At 70.2% G+C, this 16,802-nt stretch carries 16 protein-coding genes and 1 pseudogene; 13 read left to right on the top strand and 4 right to left on the bottom strand.

Annotated elements, in window-relative coordinates; genetic code table 11:
* Both K228_RS0121785 and K228_RS0121780 read left to right on the top strand, forming a co-directional pair.
* The coding region (locus K228_RS0121785) for an ATP-binding protein (protein ID WP_025620326.1) at positions 1 to 2,249 on the top strand (2,249 nt) is incomplete at its 5' end.
* Complete coding sequence (locus K228_RS0121780; protein ID WP_025620325.1) at positions 2,246 to 2,803, top strand: response regulator; 558 nt, start codon at positions 2,246 to 2,248, stop codon at positions 2,801 to 2,803. The genes K228_RS0121785 and K228_RS0121780, both read left to right, overlap by 4 nt.
* Before the next feature lie 3 nt (positions 2,804 to 2,806).
* Here K228_RS0121780 and K228_RS0121775 read toward each other — a convergent pair whose 3' ends face one another.
* Positions 2,807 to 3,130: an STAS domain-containing protein gene (locus K228_RS0121775; protein WP_025620324.1), complete on the bottom strand. Its 324-nt coding sequence runs from the start codon at positions 3,128 to 3,130 to the stop codon at positions 2,807 to 2,809.
* A gap of 138 nt (positions 3,131 to 3,268) precedes the next feature.
* Here K228_RS0121775 and hemL point away from each other — a divergent pair, with 138 nt between their 5' ends.
* From hemL to K228_RS0121730, 9 genes are all read left to right on the top strand, one after another.
* Positions 3,269 to 4,606 (top strand): glutamate-1-semialdehyde 2,1-aminomutase, encoded by a 1,338-nt coding sequence (gene hemL, locus K228_RS0121770; RefSeq protein WP_025620323.1) that lies wholly within the window; start codon positions 3,269 to 3,271, stop codon positions 4,604 to 4,606.
* A 5-nt stretch (positions 4,607 to 4,611) separates the two neighbouring features.
* Positions 4,612 to 5,259, top strand: coding sequence for a histidine phosphatase family protein (locus tag K228_RS0121765; RefSeq protein WP_033777237.1), 648 nt, complete (start codon positions 4,612 to 4,614; stop codon positions 5,257 to 5,259).
* A complete protein-coding gene (locus K228_RS0121760) occupies positions 5,259 to 5,834 on the top strand; it encodes a TlpA family protein disulfide reductase (protein WP_025620321.1) in 576 nt (191 codons plus the stop codon). The genes K228_RS0121765 and K228_RS0121760 overlap by 1 nt, the downstream gene beginning before the upstream one ends.
* Positions 5,834 to 6,691, top strand: coding sequence for a cytochrome c biogenesis CcdA family protein (locus tag K228_RS0121755; RefSeq protein WP_025620320.1), 858 nt, complete (start codon positions 5,834 to 5,836; stop codon positions 6,689 to 6,691). Before K228_RS0121760 ends, K228_RS0121755 begins: the two co-directional genes overlap by 1 nt.
* A complete protein-coding gene (gene resB / locus K228_RS0121750; protein ID WP_025620319.1) occupies positions 6,691 to 8,328 on the top strand; it encodes a cytochrome c biogenesis protein ResB in 1,638 nt (545 codons plus the stop codon). Before K228_RS0121755 ends, resB begins: the two co-directional genes overlap by 1 nt.
* A complete protein-coding gene (gene ccsB / locus K228_RS0121745) occupies positions 8,328 to 9,320 on the top strand; it encodes a c-type cytochrome biogenesis protein CcsB (protein ID WP_025620318.1) in 993 nt (330 codons plus the stop codon). The genes resB and ccsB overlap by 1 nt, the downstream gene beginning before the upstream one ends.
* Positions 9,321 to 9,405: 85 nt before the next feature.
* Positions 9,406 to 10,866, top strand: a complete 1,461-nt coding sequence (locus K228_RS0121740) for a menaquinone biosynthesis decarboxylase (RefSeq protein ID WP_025620317.1) — start codon at positions 9,406 to 9,408, stop codon at positions 10,864 to 10,866.
* On the top strand, positions 10,866 to 11,816 hold the full coding sequence (gene mqnP, locus K228_RS0121735; RefSeq protein ID WP_025620316.1) for a menaquinone biosynthesis prenyltransferase MqnP: 951 nt from the start codon (positions 10,866 to 10,868) through the stop codon (positions 11,814 to 11,816). The genes K228_RS0121740 and mqnP overlap by 1 nt, the downstream gene beginning before the upstream one ends.
* 55 nt (positions 11,817 to 11,871) lie before the next feature.
* The gene (locus tag K228_RS0121730) at positions 11,872 to 12,501 is read left to right on the top strand and encodes a UbiX family flavin prenyltransferase (protein ID WP_025620315.1); all 630 of its coding nucleotides are present in this window, start codon (positions 11,872 to 11,874) and stop codon (positions 12,499 to 12,501) included.
* Between the two features lie 59 nt (positions 12,502 to 12,560).
* Here the strand turns inward: K228_RS0121730 and K228_RS0121725 are convergent, their stop codons facing one another.
* Positions 12,561 to 12,827 carry a BldC family transcriptional regulator gene (locus tag K228_RS0121725; protein WP_025620314.1) on the bottom strand — a complete coding sequence of 89 codons (267 nt, stop codon included), beginning with the start codon at positions 12,825 to 12,827 and terminating at the stop codon, positions 12,561 to 12,563.
* A gap of 271 nt (positions 12,828 to 13,098) precedes the next feature.
* Here K228_RS0121725 and K228_RS0121720 point away from each other — a divergent pair, with 271 nt between their 5' ends.
* Both K228_RS0121720 and cds1 read left to right on the top strand, forming a co-directional pair.
* Entirely contained in the window at positions 13,099 to 13,557 is a 459-nt protein-coding gene (locus K228_RS0121720) for an Lrp/AsnC family transcriptional regulator (protein ID WP_018252613.1), read from the top strand.
* Positions 13,558 to 13,708: 151 nt separating this feature from the next.
* Entirely contained in the window at positions 13,709 to 14,809 is a 1,101-nt protein-coding gene (gene cds1, locus K228_RS0121715) for an L-cysteine desulfhydrase Cds1 (RefSeq protein ID WP_025620313.1), read from the top strand.
* 38 nt (positions 14,810 to 14,847) lie between these two features.
* Here cds1 and K228_RS0121710 read toward each other — a convergent pair whose 3' ends face one another.
* On the bottom strand, positions 14,848 to 16,233 hold the full coding sequence (locus K228_RS0121710) for a DEAD/DEAH box helicase (RefSeq protein WP_029723873.1): 1,386 nt from the start codon (positions 16,231 to 16,233) through the stop codon (positions 14,848 to 14,850).
* A gap of 197 nt (positions 16,234 to 16,430) precedes the next feature.
* A pseudogene (locus K228_RS0121705) lies at positions 16,431 to 16,802 on the bottom strand (hypothetical protein); the annotation flags it as partial.

Below are 16,802 nucleotides of genomic sequence, written 5' to 3'. Positions count from 1 at the left end.
ATCAGTTGTCGTCGTTCGCCGATGAGGTGACCCGGGTGGCCCGGGAGGTGGGTACCGAGGGGAAGCTGGGTGGTCAGGCCCAGGTGAAGGGCGTCGCCGGGACCTGGCGGGACCTCACCGAGAACGTCAACCAGCTCGCCTCCACCCTGACCATTCAGCTGCGCGCCATCGCCGCGGTTTCCACGTCGGTTACCCGTGGCGACCTGACCCAGCAGATTGCGGTCGAGGCGCAGGGGGAGGTCGCCGAGCTTACCGACAACATCAACCAGATGATCGGGACTCTCCGCGAGACGACCACGGTGAATGCCGAGCAGGGCTGGCTGGACTCCAACCTGGCCCGGATCGGTGGATTGCTGCAGGGTCAGCGGGACCTCGGCGAGGTCTGCCGCATGATCATGATGGAGGTGACTCCGCTGGTGGACGCGCAGCTCGGCGCGTTCTTCCTGGTGGATGACGCCGAGGGGAACTTCCGGCTGCGACTCACCGCCTCGTACGGCTACGTCGCTCGCGGGCAGGATGTGACGTTCGGCCCCGGTGAGGGCTTGGTCGGTCAGGTGGCGCTCTCCCGGCGCACGATCCGGGTTTCCGGGTCGGCGGACAACCGGCTTCGGCTCCGCTCCGGCCTCGCGGACACCCCACCGGCTGATCTGGTGGTGCTACCGGTCATCTTCGAGGGCGAGCTACTCGGCGTGATCGAGTTCGCCAGTGTGACGCCCCTCTCCGACCTGCACCTCTCCTTCCTGGAACGGCTCGTCCTCACCATCGGCGTCGCGGTCAACACCATCCAGGCGAATCGGCGTACCGAGGAGCTGCTCGCCCAGTCGCAGCGGCTGGCCCACGAGCTGCGGGAGCAGTCGGCCGAACTCCAGCGGACGAATGCGGAGCTGGAGGAGAAGGCGAAACTCCTCTCCGAGCAGAAGGGCAACATCGAGACCAAGAACCGGGAGGTCGAGCTGGCCCGGCTGGGCCTGGAGGAGACGGCACAGCAGCTCACCCGCGCCTCGGCGTACAAGTCGGAGTTCCTCGCCAACATGAGCCACGAGCTGCGTACGCCGCTGAACTCGTTGTTGCTGCTGGCCCGGCTCCTGGTCCAGAACCAGGAGCAGAACCTCAGCCCGAAGCAGATCGAGTTCGCCCGGACGATCCACAACGCCGGCACCGACCTGCTCACGCTGATCGACGACATTCTGGACCTGTCCAAGATCGAAGCTGGTCGGACGGATGTCGAGCCGACCGAGATCCAGTTCACCGAGGTCCGCGGCTATGTCGAGCAGGCGTTCGTCCCACAGGCAGAGGAGAAGGGCCTCGACTTCGAAGTCCGGGTCAGTCCGGAGCTGCCGAAGGAGATCGTCACCGACGTACAGCTGCTGCAGCAGATCCTGCGGAACCTACTCTCCAACGCGGTGAAGTTCACCGACGCCGGGGCGGTGCGGTTGGGGATCGCCCCCGCGCCGGCGTCGGCGGTCTTCGACGTGCCGGCGTTGACCAACGCGCGGCAGGTGGTCGCCTTCACCGTCACGGACACCGGGATCGGCATCTCCGACGACAAGCTGTCGATCATCTTTGAGGCGTTCCAGCAGGCCGACGGCACGACCAGCCGTCGGTACGGGGGAACCGGCCTGGGGCTGTCGATCAGTCGGGATCTGGCCCGGCTGCTGGGCGGCGCGATCGGCGTCTCGTCGGTGCCCGGGCAGGGTTCGACCTTCACCCTCTTCCTCCCCGACGTCCTGGCCCCGGACGCGGTCGTGGCGCCGGCGCCGCCCTCACCCGCCCGGGCCGGCCTCCCCTCGTCGTTACTGATGCCCGCCGTGGAGCTGCTGCCCACCACCGTCGAGGCGACGGCGACCCGCCAGCTGGCCGGCGCCACCGTGCTGATCGTGGACGACGACGTACGTACCGTGTTCGCCCTGACCAGCGCCCTGGAGTTGCACGGGATGGCCGTGCTGTACGCGGACAACGGGGCCGACGGCGTACGTCTGCTGGCCGAGCATCCGGAGGCGGACATCGTGCTGATGGATGCCATGATCCCCGATCAGGACGGATATGAGACGACGCGGCAGATCCGGCGTAACCACCGCTTCGCCGACCTCCCGATCGTCTTCCTGACCGCGAAGGCGATGCCCGGTGATCGGGAGTCCGCGCTCGCGGCCGGGGGCAGCGGATACATCACCAAGCCCGTTGATCTGGACGAGTTGATGGAGCTCATCTCGTCCTGGATCAGCGGAGGCCGGAGCGAGGAGAGCCCATGACGCAGATGGCGAAGGCGCTGCTGGTGGATGATCGTCGGGAGAACCTGACGGCCCTGGAGGCGATCCTGCAGGGGCTCCAGGTCCAGTCGGTGGCCGTGGAGAGCGGCGAGGCGGCGCTGAAGCGGCTCCTCGTGGACGACTTCGCGGTGATCCTCCTGGACGCCCAGATGCCGAAGATGGACGGCTTCGAGACGGCGAGTCACATCAAGCGGCGGGAACGAACCCGGCATGTGCCGATCATCTTCCTCACCTCCGCGGACCAGGACGCCCAGCTGGCCATGCGCGGGTACGCCGCCGGCGCGGTGGACCACCTCACCAAGCCCTTCGACCCGTGGGTGCTGCGGGCCAAGGTGTCGGTCTTTGTCGACCTGTGGGTGAAGACCGGGCAGCTCACCGCTCAGTCGGCCCTGCTTCAGGAGCGGGAGACCCAGCGGCGGCTGCTGACCGACGCCATTGACGAGGCGACCGCGCTGCTTCGCGCCGAGACCGACCCGGCGGCGGTGCAGCGCGCGATCGGCCTGCTGGAGCAGGCCCGTTGGGGCAACACCGGCTGAGAGTCAGTCGTCGCGAATCATCAGGGCGCTACGCAGGCCCGTGATGTCGAGGACGCGGCGCAGGAACTCGGCCACGTTGGTGAGGATCAGCAGGCTCTGGGAGTGACTGGCTTTGCGGCTGAGCACGACCAGCGTGCCCAGACCCTGCGAGTCGCAGAAACTGACGGCGGCCAGGTCCAGCACGATTCGCGGGGGCGGTTCGGTCAGCACCTCGTTGACGACGGTGGAGAGCTGGGCGGCCGTCATCATGTCGATCTCACCGGCGAGGCGAAGGACAACCTCGTCCCCCGACCGGTGTAACGTGATGGACAGTTCGGCACGATCCACCCGGTCAGCCTAGCGCGACCTTGAGGTGCCGCCCCGTGACGGCGAGCTGCCCTGGCTGTCGGCCGGGGTGATACCGGTAACCCGGAGCCCCGGGGTGCCTGCCGGTCTGCCCGCCGACGCTGACACAATGGCGGCATCGTGACCGACGTCTTCCCTGCCGGACCCGGCCGCTACCCGGCCGCCGCGCCGGCCTCCGAGGCCCTGTTCGACCGCGCCTGCGCCCTCGTGCCCGGCGGGGTGAACTCCCCTGTCCGCGCGTTCCGTGCCGTCGGTGGCACCCCGCGCTTCATCGTCCGGGGGGAGGGGCCGTGGCTCTACGACGCCGACGGGCGGCGCTACGTCGACCTGGTCTGCTCGTGGGGCCCCATGATCCTCGGGCACGCCCATCCCGCGGTGGTGGAGGCCCTTCGCTCCGCCGCCGCGCTCGGCACGAGCTTCGGCGCCCCCACCCCGAGTGAGGTGGAGCTGGCGGCAGAGATCGTTGCCCGCGCCCCCGTCGAGCAGGTACGGCTGGTCAACTCGGGGACCGAGGCGACCATGTCGGCGATCCGGCTGGCCCGGGGCTACACCGGCCGCACCCGGATCATCAAGTTCGCCGGCTGCTACCACGGGCATTCGGACGCGTTGCTCGCCGCCGCCGGTTCCGGCGTCGCCACCCTCGGCCTGCCCGACTCGCCGGGCGTGACCGGCGCGGCGGCCGGGGACACGATCGTGCTGCCGTACAACGACTTCGCCGCCGTCGAGGCGGTCTTCGCCGCGGAGGGCCCGCAGATCGCCGCGGTCATCACCGAGTCTGCCGCCGGCAACATGGGCGTGGTCGCGCCCCGCGACAATTTCAACCAGCGACTTGCCACCCTCGCTCACGCACACGGTGCGCTGCTGATCGTTGACGAGGTCATGACCGGCTTCCGGGTCTCCCGCGCCGGGTGGCACGGCCTCGACCCCTGCGCCGCCGACCTCTGGACCTACGGCAAGGTCATGGGGGGTGGCTTGCCCGCCGCCGCCTTCGGGGGGCAAGCGGAGATCATGTCCCAGCTGGCTCCGGCCGGTCCGGTCTACCAGGCCGGCACCCTCTCCGGTAACCCGCTCGCCTGCGCCGCCGGGCTCGCCACGCTGCGGCTCGCCGACGACGCCCTCTACCGCCGGCTGGACGAGACGGCCGCCGTCGTTGGCCGGCTCGCCGGTGAGGCTCTCGCCGCCGCCGGAGTGCCGCACCGGTTGTCCTCCGCCGGCAACATGTTCTCAGTCTTCTTCACCGACGCCGACGTCTTCGACTACGCCACCGCGAGCGCCCAGCAGGTGCCCGCGTTCAAGGCGTTCTTCCACGCGATGCTGGCCGCCGGCGTCTACCTGCCGCCGAGCGCCTTCGAGTCGTGGTTCGTCTCGGCGGCGATCGACGATGCCGCCCTGGAGCAGATCGCCGCGGCGCTGCCAGCGGCGGCGGCAGCGGCAGCCGCGGCAGGTCACGGGGGGTAGTAACGGTGAGTAAGACTGTGGTCCACGTGCTGCGGCACGGCGAGGTGTACAACCCGGAGGGCATCCTCTACGGGCGGCTGCCGGGCTTCCGCCTGTCGGAGCTGGGCGTGCAGATGGCGAAGGCCGCCGCGCAGGGCCTCGCCGAGCGGGAGGTTGTGCACGTCGTCGCCAGTCCGCTGGAGCGTGCCCAGCAGACCGCCGAGCCGATCGCCGCGCAGTTCGGGCTCCCGATCGGGGTGGACGAGCGGTTGATCGAGAGCGCGAACTGGTTCGAGGGTAAGAAGGTCTCGCCGGGCGACGGTTCGTTCCGCGACCCACGCAACTGGTGGGTGCTGCGGGACCCGGTCACCCCCTCCTGGGGCGAGGCGTACCGGGCCATCGCGGAGCGCATGTTCGCCGCCCTGCAGGCCGCCCGGGAGGCTGCGCAGGGGCGGGAGGCGGTGCTCGTCTCCCACCAGCTGCCGATCTGGACGCTGCGTCGGTTTGTCGAGCGTAAGCGCCTCTGGCACGACCCGCGGAAGCGGCAGTGCGGGCTGGCCAGCCTCACCACCTTTCACTTCGAGGGGGCGAAGGTGGCCGGGATCAGCTACACCGAGCCGGCCGCCCACCTGGTCGCGATGTCGTCGACGGCTCGGACGGCCAAGGGGGCCTGATGACTGTCCGGAGGTGGTCTGCCAGCCTGCTCGCCACCATGGTCGCGGTGGCGCTCACCGCCTGCGCCACCCCGGACTGGGGGAAGGCCTGCGACACCAACTCCGACGGCGTGATCGAGTGCGCCCCGGACCAGCGTTCCGCCGCGCCCGAGCTCGCTGGCGAGCTGCTCGACGGGGGCGAGTACGACGTGGCGCAGGACCGTGGGCAGGTCGTGGTGGTCAATTTCTGGGGCTCGTGGTGTGCGCCCTGCCGGGCGGAAGCGGATGACCTGGAGGCCACCTACCAGGCCACCAAGGGCGCGGGGGTGACCTTCCTCGGCATCAACGTGCAGGACAGCCGGGACAAGGCGATCGCCTTCGAGGAGGGCCGGGTCACCTACCCGAGCATCTTCGACCCCGGCAGCCGACTGGCGTTGGAGCTGGAGATCCCGCCGAACACCATCCCGGCGACGGTCGTGCTGGACCGGGACGGGCGGATCGCGGCGGTGATCCGGGCCGCCGTCAAGCAGGAGGGGCTCCAGCCGATCGTCGAGCGGGTCGCCGCGGAGTCGCCCGATCCGACCGGCGACCACTGATGGGCGAGACGTTCCGGGAGATCGCGCAGTCCGGTCCCCTGCTGCTCGCCATCGGCACGGCGGCGCTGGCCGGGCTGGTCAGCTTTCTGTCGCCGTGCGTCCTGCCGCTGATGCCCGGCTACCTCTCCTACGTGACCGGCCTGGCCGGCACCGACCTGGAAGGCCGGGGAGCGGGCAACGACTCCCGCGACACGCCGCCGTTGGCAGGGGAAGACCCGGGTGCCGTCGCCGGGGCAGTCGCGGTGCGCAAGCGGACCGCCCGGGTGGCGACCGCGGCCGTCAAGGGCCGGGTACTCGCCGGCACGCTGCTGTTCATCGCCGGGTTCACCGCCGTCTTCACCGCCACCGCGGTCCTGGTCACCACGGTCGGCCAGATCTTCTTCGCCTACGAGCGGACGCTGGAGATCGTCATCGGCGGCGTGGTGGTGCTGCTCGGATTGAGTTACCTCGGCGTGGTCCCGGGGCTGCAGCGCGAGCTGCGTATCCAACGGCTGCCGGCCGCCGGGCTGCTCGGCGCGCCAGTGCTCGGCGCGGTCTTCGCGCTCAGCTGGTTGCCCTGCACCGGCCCGACCCTCGGCGCGGTGATGGGCATGGCCCTCGTTGAGGGGCAGACCAACCGGGCGGTGGTGCTGGCCGTGGCGTACTGCCTCGGGCTGGGGATACCGTTTGTCCTCTTTGGGCTGGGGTTCCACCGCCTGCTCGGGGTCTTCCAGGCGGTCCGTCGCAACAGCCGGTGGGTCACCCGGATCGGTGGTGGGTTGCTGATCCTGATCGGCCTCGCGCTCGTCACCGGTGGGTGGACCAGCTTCGTGACCCTGCTGCAGACCACCTTCGGGACGGGCCAGGTAAGCATCTGATGACGGTCACCGACGACCGGCCGACGCCGCCGGCCGAGACCCCCCGGCCCCGCCCCAACCCGGTACTGGCGCTGCTGCGTAACTCGTGGCGGCAGCTCACCAGCATGCGTACGGCGCTGGTGCTGCTCTTCCTGCTGGCGATCGCCGCGATTCCCGGGTCGGTTCTGCCGCAGCGCGGGGTCAACCCCGAGGATGTCCGGGACTACTTCGTCGCGTACCCCGATCTGGCGCCGGTGCTGGACCGGCTTGGCGCCTTCGACGCGTTCGGCTCGGTCTGGTTCTCCGCCATCTACCTATTGCTCTTCACCTCGCTGGTCGGTTGCATCACACCCCGGCTGCGCGACCACATCCGCGCCCTGCGGTCCAAGCCCCCGGCGGCGCCCAAGCGGTTGGACCGGTTGCCCCAGCACACCGTGTTCGCGGCCCCGGCCGGTGGCGCGCCGGCGATCGCCGCCGTACTGCGTCGGCACCGCTGGCGGGTGGAGGTACGCGGCGACGAGGTATCCGCCGAGAAGGGCTACCTGAAGGAGACCGGCAACCTGCTCTTCCACGCCTCGCTGGTGCTGGTGCTCATCGGTGTCGCCCTCGGCTCCTGGTACGGCTGGAGTGGTAACCGGGTCCTGGTCGCCGGCGCGGACAACGCTTTCTGCAACACGCAGCAGCAGTACGCCGAGACGTCGTTCGGCCCCCAGGTGCAAAGCGCTGATCTGCCCCGGTTCTGCCTGCAGTTGGACGACTTCGAGGCGAGGTTCCTGGAGTCCAACGGCCAGCCGGAGTTCTTCAACGCGAAGGTGACCGTGGACGAGAACGGCGGTACCCCCCGCCCGGCGGAGTTCTCGGTGAACGCACCGCTGCGGCTGGACGGGGCGAACGTCTACCTGCTCGGCCACGGGTACGCCCCGGTGGTCCGCTACACCGACCGGTTCGGGCGGAGTCAGACCAGCCCGAACCCCTTCCTGATCACCGGGGACATCGGCTTGACCGGGGAGGGGTTGGCGGCCTTTCCGGACGCGAACGTGGACCCGGCCACCGGTGAGCGGGACCCGGAACTCCAGGTGGCCTTCAGCGGTCTGTACCTGCCGACCGCCCCGCAGGAGGGCCCGTTCGTCCGGTCTGAGTTTCCGACCGAGCGCAATCCGCTGCTCAATCTCGTCGCGTACCGGGGCAATCTGGGCCTGGATGCTGGTATTCCCGGCTCGGTGTACGAGCTGGACCAGCGGCAGGTCGACGCCGGCCGGGTCAAGGAGGTCGGCACCAAGCTGCTCCAGCTCGGTGAGGTCTGGACCCTGGACGACGGCACCACGCTGGAGTTCCTGGGCACCGAGCCGTACATCGTCCTGTCCGTGCGGCACGACCCCGGCTCGACGCTGCTGCTGGTCAGCTCCGGCACGCTGCTGCTGGGCCTGATGGGCTCGCTCTTCGGTCGCCGCCGGCGGGTCTTCTTCCGGGTGCGCCCGGCCGACCCCGCGGGTGAATCTTCGACGCCCGGTAGTAGTTTGGTCGAGGCCGGTGGTCTGCCGCGCGTTGACCATCCCGGTTTCGCCGACGAGTTCACGCGGCTCGTGGCAGCGGTCAGCGGAGCCGGGCGGCGGGTCGATCCTGACGGCCCGGCCGGAGCGCGAGTAGGAGCCGAGTGATGTCCGTACTCTCCGACCAGCTGGTGACCTTCTCGATTCTGGCCTACCTGGTCGCGATGGTCGTGCACGCCGTCGAGTACGCGCTGGGTAACGCCCGCGTTCGGGTCGGCCCGCCCGCCCGTGAGCTGGTCGGTGCCGCCGTCGCGGCGGCCGGCGGTGCGGGTTCCGGGCCGGAGCCGACCGTCCGTGCTGCCGCCGCCGCCCAGCAGACTGCCGCCCAGCGGACCGCCGCCCGGGCCCGCCTGGCCGGTCTGGGCGCCGTCGCCGTTACCGTGGTGGCCGCCCTGCTGCACCTCGGTGCGCTGATCGCCCGCGGGGTCGCGGCCGACCGGATGCCCTGGGGCAACATGTACGAGTTCGTCCTGACGGTCTCCTTCATCGGGGTCGCCAGTTGGTTCGTCGTGCTCTGGAAGCGCCCCACGCTGCGCCGGCTCGGGCTGTTCCTGACGCTGGTGATGGTGCTGCTGGTGGCCACCGCCGAGCTGCTGCTCTACACCCCGATCGTGCCGTTGGTGCCGGCGCTCAACTCGTACTGGTTCATCATCCACGTCGCCACGATCGTCTTCAGCTCCGGCATCTTCCTGCTCGGCGTGGTGCCGGCGGGCGCCTACCTGATGCGCGCCGGCTACGAGCAGGGCCGGCGCAGCTTCCCCTATTTGTTGGCGAAGCGCCTGCCGGCCGCGGCGGCCCTGGAACGGCTGACCTTCGTGCTGCACGCCTTCTCGTTCCCGATCTTCACCTTCGCGGTGATCGCCGGCGCGATCTGGGCCGAGGCGGCGTGGGGTCGGGCGTGGGGTTGGGACCCGAAGGAGACCTGGGCGTTCATCTCCTGGGTCGTGTACGCCGGTTACCTGCACGCCCGGGCCACCCCGAGCGTCAAACGGAACGTGGCCACCTGGCTCGCGGTGCTGGGTTTCCTCACCGTGATGATGAACCTCTTCGGGGTGAACATCTTCTTCGAGGGGCTGCACTCCTACGGCGGCCTCGACTGATCTTGTAGCACGACACCGTGCTCGAGGCCCCTTTCCCGTACCCCGGCTGGGGTGGTAGGCCGGGCGGTGGGGGAGACTTGCGGGCATGGCGGCTCGTGGCTTTCCGTACTCCGATCTGAAGGACTTCCTCGCGGCGCTGGAGCGCGCGGGCGAGCTACGGCGGGTGGACGTTCCGGTCGATCCGTCGCTGGAGCTGTGCGAGGTCGTTAACCGGACGGTTCGCGCCGGCGGGCCGGCGCTGGTGTTCGACCAGCCGACCCGGGGCGAGATGCCGGTAGCGATCAACCTGTTCGGCACCGAGAAGCGGATGGCGATGGCGCTCGGCGTCGAGTCGCTGGACGAGATCGGGGCGCGGATCGGTGCGCTGGTGCGGCCGGAGCTTCCGGTCGGCTGGACCGGTATCCGGGAGGGCCTCGGCAAGGTCATGCAGCTCAAGTCGGTGCCGCCGCGCAAGGTGAAGACGGCCCCCTGCCAGCAGGTGGTGTACCGGGGCGACGACGTTGACCTGAACCGGCTGCCCGGCTTGCAGATGTGGCCCGGCGATGGCGGTGTCTTCCACAACTTCGGGTTGACCCACACCAAGCACCCCGAGACCGGCGCCCGCAACCTCGGCCTCTACCGGCTGCAGCAACACAGCCGGAACACCCTGGGTATGCACTGGCAGATCCACAAGGACTCCACCGCCCACCACGCGGTCGCGGAGCGGCTCGGTCAGCGGCTGCCGGTCGCCATCGCCATCGGCTGTGACCCGGTGATCTCGTACGCCGCGAGCGCCCCACTCCCCGGCGACATCGACGAGTACCTGTTCGCGGGCTTCCTGCGGGGGGAACGGGTCGAGATGGTCGACTGCCTGACCGTTCCACTCCAGGTGCCGGCGCGCGCCCAGGTGGTGCTCGAGGGCTACCTGGAGCCCGGCGAGCGGCTGCCCGAGGGGCCGTTCGGGGACCACACCGGCTACTACACGCCGGTCGAGCCGTTTCCGGTCCTGCACGTCGAGACGATGACCATGCAGCGCAACCCGGTCTACCACTCGATCATCACCTCGAAGCCGCCGCAGGAGGACCATGGCCTGGGCAAGGCCACCGAGCGGATTTTCCAGCCGCTGCTCAAGCTGCTCATCCCGGACATCGTTGACTACGACCTGCCGGCTGCCGGGGTCTTCCACAACTGCGCGATCGTGTCGATCCGGAAGCGCTACCCGAAGCACGCGCAGAAGGTGATGAGCGCGATCTGGGGTGCGCACCTGATGTCGATGACCAAGCTGATTGTGATCGTGGACGAGGACTGCGACGTCCACGATTACAACGAGGTCGCGTTCCGGGCCTTCGGCAACGTGGACTACGCCCGGGACCTGCTGCTCACCGAAGGCCCGGTGGACCACCTGGACCACGCCTCGTACCAGCAGTTCTGGGGCGGTAAGGCCGGCGTTGACGCCACCCGCAAGCTTCCCAGCGAGGGCTACACCCGGGGCTGGCCCGAGGAGATGACCATGTCCCCCGAGGTGGTGTCGCTGGTCGACAAGCGTTGGAAGGAGTACGGCATCTGATGTCCGGTTCCTCCGATCCGCGGGATCTCGCCGTCTCGGTCCGCGCCGCGTCGGCCGGCGCGGACTCGCGCGGGCGGGTTCGGGCGTTCCTCGACCTCGTGGCGATCGAGCACTCCGTCTTCGCGCTGCCCTTCGCCTACCTGTCCGCCTTGACCGCGATGCAGGTCAACGGAGGTCGGGTTCGCTGGCTCGACCTGCTACTGATCACCGTGGCGATGGTCGGGGCGCGGACGTTCGCGATGGCCGCCAACCGCATCCTGGACCGGCGGATCGACGCGCTGAACCCGCGCACCGCAAACCGGGAACTGGTGACCGGGGCGGTGAGCCTGCGTACGGCCTGGGCTGGCGCGGGCGCCGCCCTGGCGGTCTTCCTGGTCGCCGCCGCGCTGCTCAACCCCCTCTGTCTGGTGCTGGCGCCACTCGCGGTCGTGCCGTTGGTCGGCTACCCGTACGCGAAGCGGTTCACCAACTGGCCGCACGCGGTCCTGGCGGTGGCGCAGGCGGCCGGTCCGGTCGGTGCGTGGCTCGCGGTGACCGGCACCTTCGCCGGCTCCGGGCCGGCCTGGCTGCTCGGCGTGGCGGTCGGGCTGTGGATCGGTGGGTTCGACCTGATCTACGCCTGTCAGGACGCCGAGGTGGACCGGGAGATCGGCGTGCACAGCGTTCCGGCCCGGTACGGGCTGCGTTTCGCGCTGCACGCGTCCACCGCCGCGCACGTGGTGACCTTCGTGCTCTTCGTCTGGTTCGGCGCCCTGGTCGGCTTCGGCTGGCTCTGGTGGATCGGGCTGGCGCTGACCGCGGTCGCCTTCGCCTACCAGCACGTGGTGGTGAGCCCGACCGATCTGAGCCGGGTCAACCGGGCCTTCTTCACCGCCAACGGCTTCGTCGGTATCGCGCTCTTCGGCTTCGCCCTGCTTGACCTGGTGGCACGCCTCGGGCTGCGGCCCTGACCCCGGAACCGGGGGTGCCCGTCGGTGGTCGAGGGTGACCAGGCAGGCTGGGACCATGCGTGAACCATGGGTGGTCGGCGTCTCCGGAGCCTCCGGGACCCCGTATGCGGCTGCTGTCCTGCGGGCCCTGCTCGACGCGGGCGAAGCCGTTGATCTGATCGTGTCCCGGGCGGCCCGCCTGACCATCCTGGACGAGACCGGGCGGTCATTTCGCGACGGGCACTGGGCGGAGGACCTCGCCGCCTGGCTGGGGCGCGACCTGGACGGAGCCGATCTTCGGCACTGGTCGGCCGGTGATCTCGCCGCCGGACCGAGCAGCGGCTCCTACCGGGCGCGCGGGATGGCGGTCGTCCCGGCGAGTACGGCGGCCTGCGCCGGGATCTCCATCGGGCTCTCCAAGGACCTGTTGCAACGCGCCGCCGAGGTCAACCTCAAGGAGCGCCGCCCGGTGGTCGTCGTGCCCCGGGAGACACCGGTGACCCGGAGCCACCTGGAGCATCTGATCGCGTTGCACGACGCTGGTGCGGTGGTGCTCCCCGCCAGCCCCGGTTTCTACGGGGCGGGAGCGGAGGCCTCCGCCGCCCAGCTGGTCGACTTCGTCGCCGGAAAGGTGCTGGACGCCCTCGGGGTGCCGCACACGCTCCTTCGCCGCTGGGCGGGTGAGTTGGGAGCGGCGCGCTCCTGAGCTGGCCGTTCGGGCGTGGGTGGCGGCGTGGAGCGGGCGGCGATCACCCGCCGGCCACCTCAGTACATCCCGGCGTTGGCCGGGCCGGGGCCGGTCGGGGCGGCGGGGCCGGTATTGCGCGGCCGCTCTGTCTCCTCCACCTCGTCCAGCATTCCCTCGCCCTCGAGCAGGGCCCGGACTTCGGATTCCCGAAATCGGCGATGCCCGCCCGGAGTCCGGATGCTGCCTATCCGGCCAGCCGCCGCCCACCTGGTCACCGTCTTCGGATCAACCCGAAACAGCGCGGCGACCTCACCCGGTGTCAGCAGGCGATCTCCAGTGTCCACAGCCCCCTCCTCGCATCGACGAAGCCCCCGGCTGAACACACTGCCCCCGGCCGGTGCGAGCCCAGAGCCGTCATGAGGGACGTATGGCAATTACAGCACCGGCGACCAGTCGTGTCCGCCAAACGCGAGAAAAGCACTGATCAGGAGGTTAGGCAATGGTACCCGCAGCTGTGCCCTGTTGCGGTCGGTTCGTCAACAATGGCAGGGCGCGGGGTCGACCATCGGGACCGGACGCCCGAGGGCGGGTCCGTGCTACTAGGGTCTACAGTCCGTGGACGCGATCGATCTGAACATCATCGAACTGCTGCGGGGCAACGCCCGCCTCTCGTACGCCGAGCTTGCCCGCCAGGTGGGCCTCTCGGCGCCAGCGGTGCATGAGCGGGTCGGCAAGCTGGAGTCCAGCGGGGTCATCCGTGCGTACCGAGCTGAGATCGAGCCGGAGAGCATCGGGCTGGGCGTGACCGCCCTGATCGAAATCATTGAGGAGTCCGCCGCGGACACCGACGACGTGCTGGAGTCGTTCCGCGCCATTCCGGAGATTGAGTCCTGCTACTTCATGGCCGGCGTGGAGTCGTTCCTACTCAAGGCGAGGGTCGGCACCATCGGGGAGCTGGAGGCGCTGATCGTACGGTTGAACCGAACTCCCGGTGTCGCCTCCACCCGTACCGGGATCGCCCTGTCGACCAAGTGGGAGAACCGCCCCCAGCCCGTCGGAACGCCACCGGCCTGACCCGGCCGGTTCTCCGGCGCCTGAGCCGACGTGGTCAACTCGGCGCACGGGAGCCGGGTTGACCCGCCCGTCGGGCCCGGTCGACCGTCTCGTGGAGTTCGGTCACTGCGCGTGGGGCCAGGATCGGGCCGTGGGGGCCCGGCTTGCTAGGTTGCTGGGCGTGACTCATCTGGACCGGTGTGACGAGGCGATCCGGGGGTGGGTGACCGAGACGATTGCCGCCGTTGAGGCGGACGCCAACCGGTCCGCCGATACCCATCTGTTGCCGTTCCCCCTGCCCCGACAGTGGGGAATCGATCTTTACCTCAAGGACGAGTCGGTGCACCCGACCGGCTCCCTGAAGCACCGGCTGGCCCGCTCCCTGTTCCTCTACGGACTCTGCAACGGGTGGATCGGTCCGGGCACCACGATCGTGGAGGCCTCCTCGGGATCGACAGCGGTCTCCGAGGCCTACTTCGCCCGGATGCTGGGGCTGCCGTTTATCGCGGTGATGCCGGCGTCCACCTCGCCGGAGAAGATCGCGAAGATCGAGTTCCAGGAGGGGCGCTGCCACCTGGTGGACGACCCGGCCAAGGTGGTCGTCGAAGCACGATGGCTGGCCGAGGACACGGGCGGCCACTTCATGGACCAGTTCACGTACGCCGAGCGGGCCACTGACTGGCGGGGCAACAACAACATCGCCGAGTCGATCTTTTCGCAGCTGGCGTTGGAGCGGCACCCGGTGCCGGCGTGGGTCGTGGTCGGTGCCGGCACCGGCGGCACCAGCGCCACCATCGGCCGGTACACGCGTTTCCGTCGGCTGCCCACGAAGCTCTGCGTGGTGGACCCGGAGAACTCGGCGTTCTATCCGGCCTGGCAGGCCTCCGACTGGTCGGTGTGCACCGGCCGTGGCTCGCGAATCGAGGGCATCGGGCGACCGACGGTCGAAGCCTCCTTCCTGCCCTCGGTGGTGGACCGGATGGTGCAGGTGCCCGACGCCGCCTCGCTGGCCGCGATGCGGGCCGGCTCCGCAGTGCTCGGCCGCCGGCTCGGTGGCTCGACCGGCACCAACCTCTGGGGTGCCTTCGGCCTGATCGCCGGCCTGCTCGCGGAGGGGAAGACCGGCTCGGTGGCCACCCTGATCTGCGACGCCGGCGACCGCTACGCCGACACCTACTACGCCGACGACTGGGTGGCCGCCCAGGGGCTCGATCTCTCCCCCCACCTGGCGACCATCGAGCGGTTCCTGGCCACCGGCGCCTGGCCGGCCTGAGGAGCGCCCTCAGGCCGGGCCAGTAGGTGTCGGCTGGGTCAGTGGGTGCCCGCGGCCGGCCGGCCGCCGAACCGCCGATCTCCCGACCGCCGCTCCGGCCGGCCCTCCGCCGGTCGGCTCGGATGGCGGCGATCACCGGAACGCCCCGACTCGCCGCGGCGGTGCCGGTCCGGGAACCGGCGAGCCCCGTCTGGTCGGCCCGCCCGTCGGCGCGGCTCAGGCTCCTCCCGAACGGGTACGCCGCTCGGTTCCCGCGCTCCGGTCAGCTCGGCCAGCGCCGGGTCGCCGGCTCGCACCCGGGTCTGTGCCGGGGCTACACCCGCCTTCTCCAACATGGCGAGGGTGCCGCGGCGTTGTTTCGGCAGCGCCAGGGTCGCCACCGCACCGGTCTCGCCAGCCCGTGCGGTCCGCCCCGCCCGGTGTAGGTAGTCCTTCGGGTCCTTCGGCGGGTCAACGTGTAGCACCAGCGAGACGCCGTCGACGTGGATGCCGCGGGCGGCTACGTCGGTGGCGACCAGGACATTTGTCCGGCCTTCCCGGAACTCGGCCAGGGTGCGGGTACGCATCCGCTGGGTCTTGCCGCCGTGCAGGCCGCCGGCGCGCACCCCGACCGCCGCGAGCTGCCCCACCAGCCGGTCCACGCCGAGTTGGGTCCGGGCGAAGACCATCGTCCGTCCCTCCCGGGCCGCGATCGACGCGACGACCGAGAACTTGTCGTGCGGTGGGATCAACAGCAGGTGATGATCCATCGTTGCCACCGCTGCCGTCGGTGGCGCGGTCGAGTGGGTGACGGGGTCGGTCATGAAGCGCCGCACCAGCGCGTCCACGTCCCGGTCCAGGGTGGCCGAGAAGAGGAGCCGCTGCGCGTCGGCGGGGGTCTTCGCCAGAAGTTCGGTGACCTCGGGCAGGAACCCCATGTCGGCCATCTGGTCCGCCTCGTCCAGCACGGTTACCTCGATGTCGTCGAGGCGGCAGACGCCCCGCTCAATGAGGTCAGCGAGCCGGCCAGGTGTGGCCACCAGCACCTCGACGCCACGTCGTAGGGCACTGATCTGTCGGTCGTAGGGCACTCCGCCGACCGCGGTCCGCAGGAACACGCCGATCGCCCGGCCCAGCGGGAACAGGGCGTCACTGACCTGCATAGCCAGCTCCCGAGTCGGCACCAGCACGAGCGCGCGTGGGTGTCGGGGGCGGGCCCGTTCCCCGGCGGCCAGCCGGGCGAGCAGGGGGAGGCCGAACGCCAGGGTCTTTCCGGAGCCGGTCTGGCCACGGCCGAGGACATCCCGGCCGGCGAGCGCATCCGGCATGGTGGCGCGCTGGATTTCGAACGGAGTGGTGATTCCCTGCCGAGCCAACGCCCGGACCAGGGGTTGGGGCAGGCCGAGCGCGCCGAAGTCGACGAGTTCAGGGGCGGACGGGGGCATGCCAGGGTCGATCGACGTGGTCAAGAATGGCCTTTCGAGTGGGGCGCATCTTCGCGATGGCCGCTGCGACGGAATGCCGCCGGATCACCCGCAAGATCGCCCATGGGCGCGCGACGGGGCGCGCCAGGTCAGTTTCCGCGCCAGTGTACGGCGGTGCCGCGCCGCGCCGTACACCCGCCGCGGCGCAGTGGGCGGGCTCACCCGCTCGACAGGCTCTCGAACGCCCCGTCCAGCGCATTGTTGGCGATGAGGGCGACCACCACGCCGATCGTCACCAGTAGGGCGAGCGAGGCGGCCAGGGCGACCAACACCCGGGTATTGCTGGAACGCTGCTCGTTCGACGTCTCCGTCCAGCCCTGGGCGAGGATGTGCCCGGTCAGGGAGCCCGAGTTCTCCACCGGGTTGGCCGGGAAAGCGACGGTGGACAGGCCCGACCCGTCACCGTAGAGGCTGCTCAGGTCACCCTCCTGCGGGTTTCTGTGTCCGGTGCCCGGCCGTTGCTGGTGGCCGGTTGCTGGGATTACCTGGGTGTGGGCGGCGGCGGCCGTGGGTGGGTGTTGGTGGCCGGT

It is taken from the genome of Salinispora cortesiana (assembly GCF_000484695.1).
In the GTDB taxonomy this organism is placed as follows: domain Bacteria; phylum Actinomycetota; class Actinomycetes; order Mycobacteriales; family Micromonosporaceae; genus Micromonospora; species Micromonospora cortesiana.
This window is presented reverse-complemented; position numbering and strand designations above follow the sequence as displayed.

Bases quoted from the DNA above. Each gene is read 5' to 3' on its own strand.
- K228_RS0121780 (WP_025620325.1), top strand. From the start codon at position 2,246: ATGACGCAGATGGCGAAGGCGCTGCTGGTGGATGATCGTCGGGAGAAC.
- K228_RS0121760 (WP_025620321.1), top strand. From the start codon at position 5,259: ATGACTGTCCGGAGGTGGTCTGCCAGCCTGCTCGCCACCATGGTCGCG.
- K228_RS0121755 (WP_025620320.1), top strand. From the start codon at position 5,834: ATGGGCGAGACGTTCCGGGAGATCGCGCAGTCCGGTCCCCTGCTGCTC.
- resB (WP_025620319.1), top strand. From the start codon at position 6,691: ATGACGGTCACCGACGACCGGCCGACGCCGCCGGCCGAGACCCCCCGG.
- ccsB (WP_025620318.1), top strand. From the start codon at position 8,328: ATGTCCGTACTCTCCGACCAGCTGGTGACCTTCTCGATTCTGGCCTAC.
- K228_RS0121740 (WP_025620317.1), top strand. From the start codon at position 9,406: ATGGCGGCTCGTGGCTTTCCGTACTCCGATCTGAAGGACTTCCTCGCG.
- mqnP (WP_025620316.1), top strand. From the start codon at position 10,866: ATGTCCGGTTCCTCCGATCCGCGGGATCTCGCCGTCTCGGTCCGCGCC.
- K228_RS0121730 (WP_025620315.1), top strand. From the start codon at position 11,872: ATGCGTGAACCATGGGTGGTCGGCGTCTCCGGAGCCTCCGGGACCCCG.
- K228_RS0121710 (WP_029723873.1), bottom strand. From the start codon at position 16,233: ATGCCCCCGTCCGCCCCTGAACTCGTCGACTTCGGCGCGCTCGGCCTG.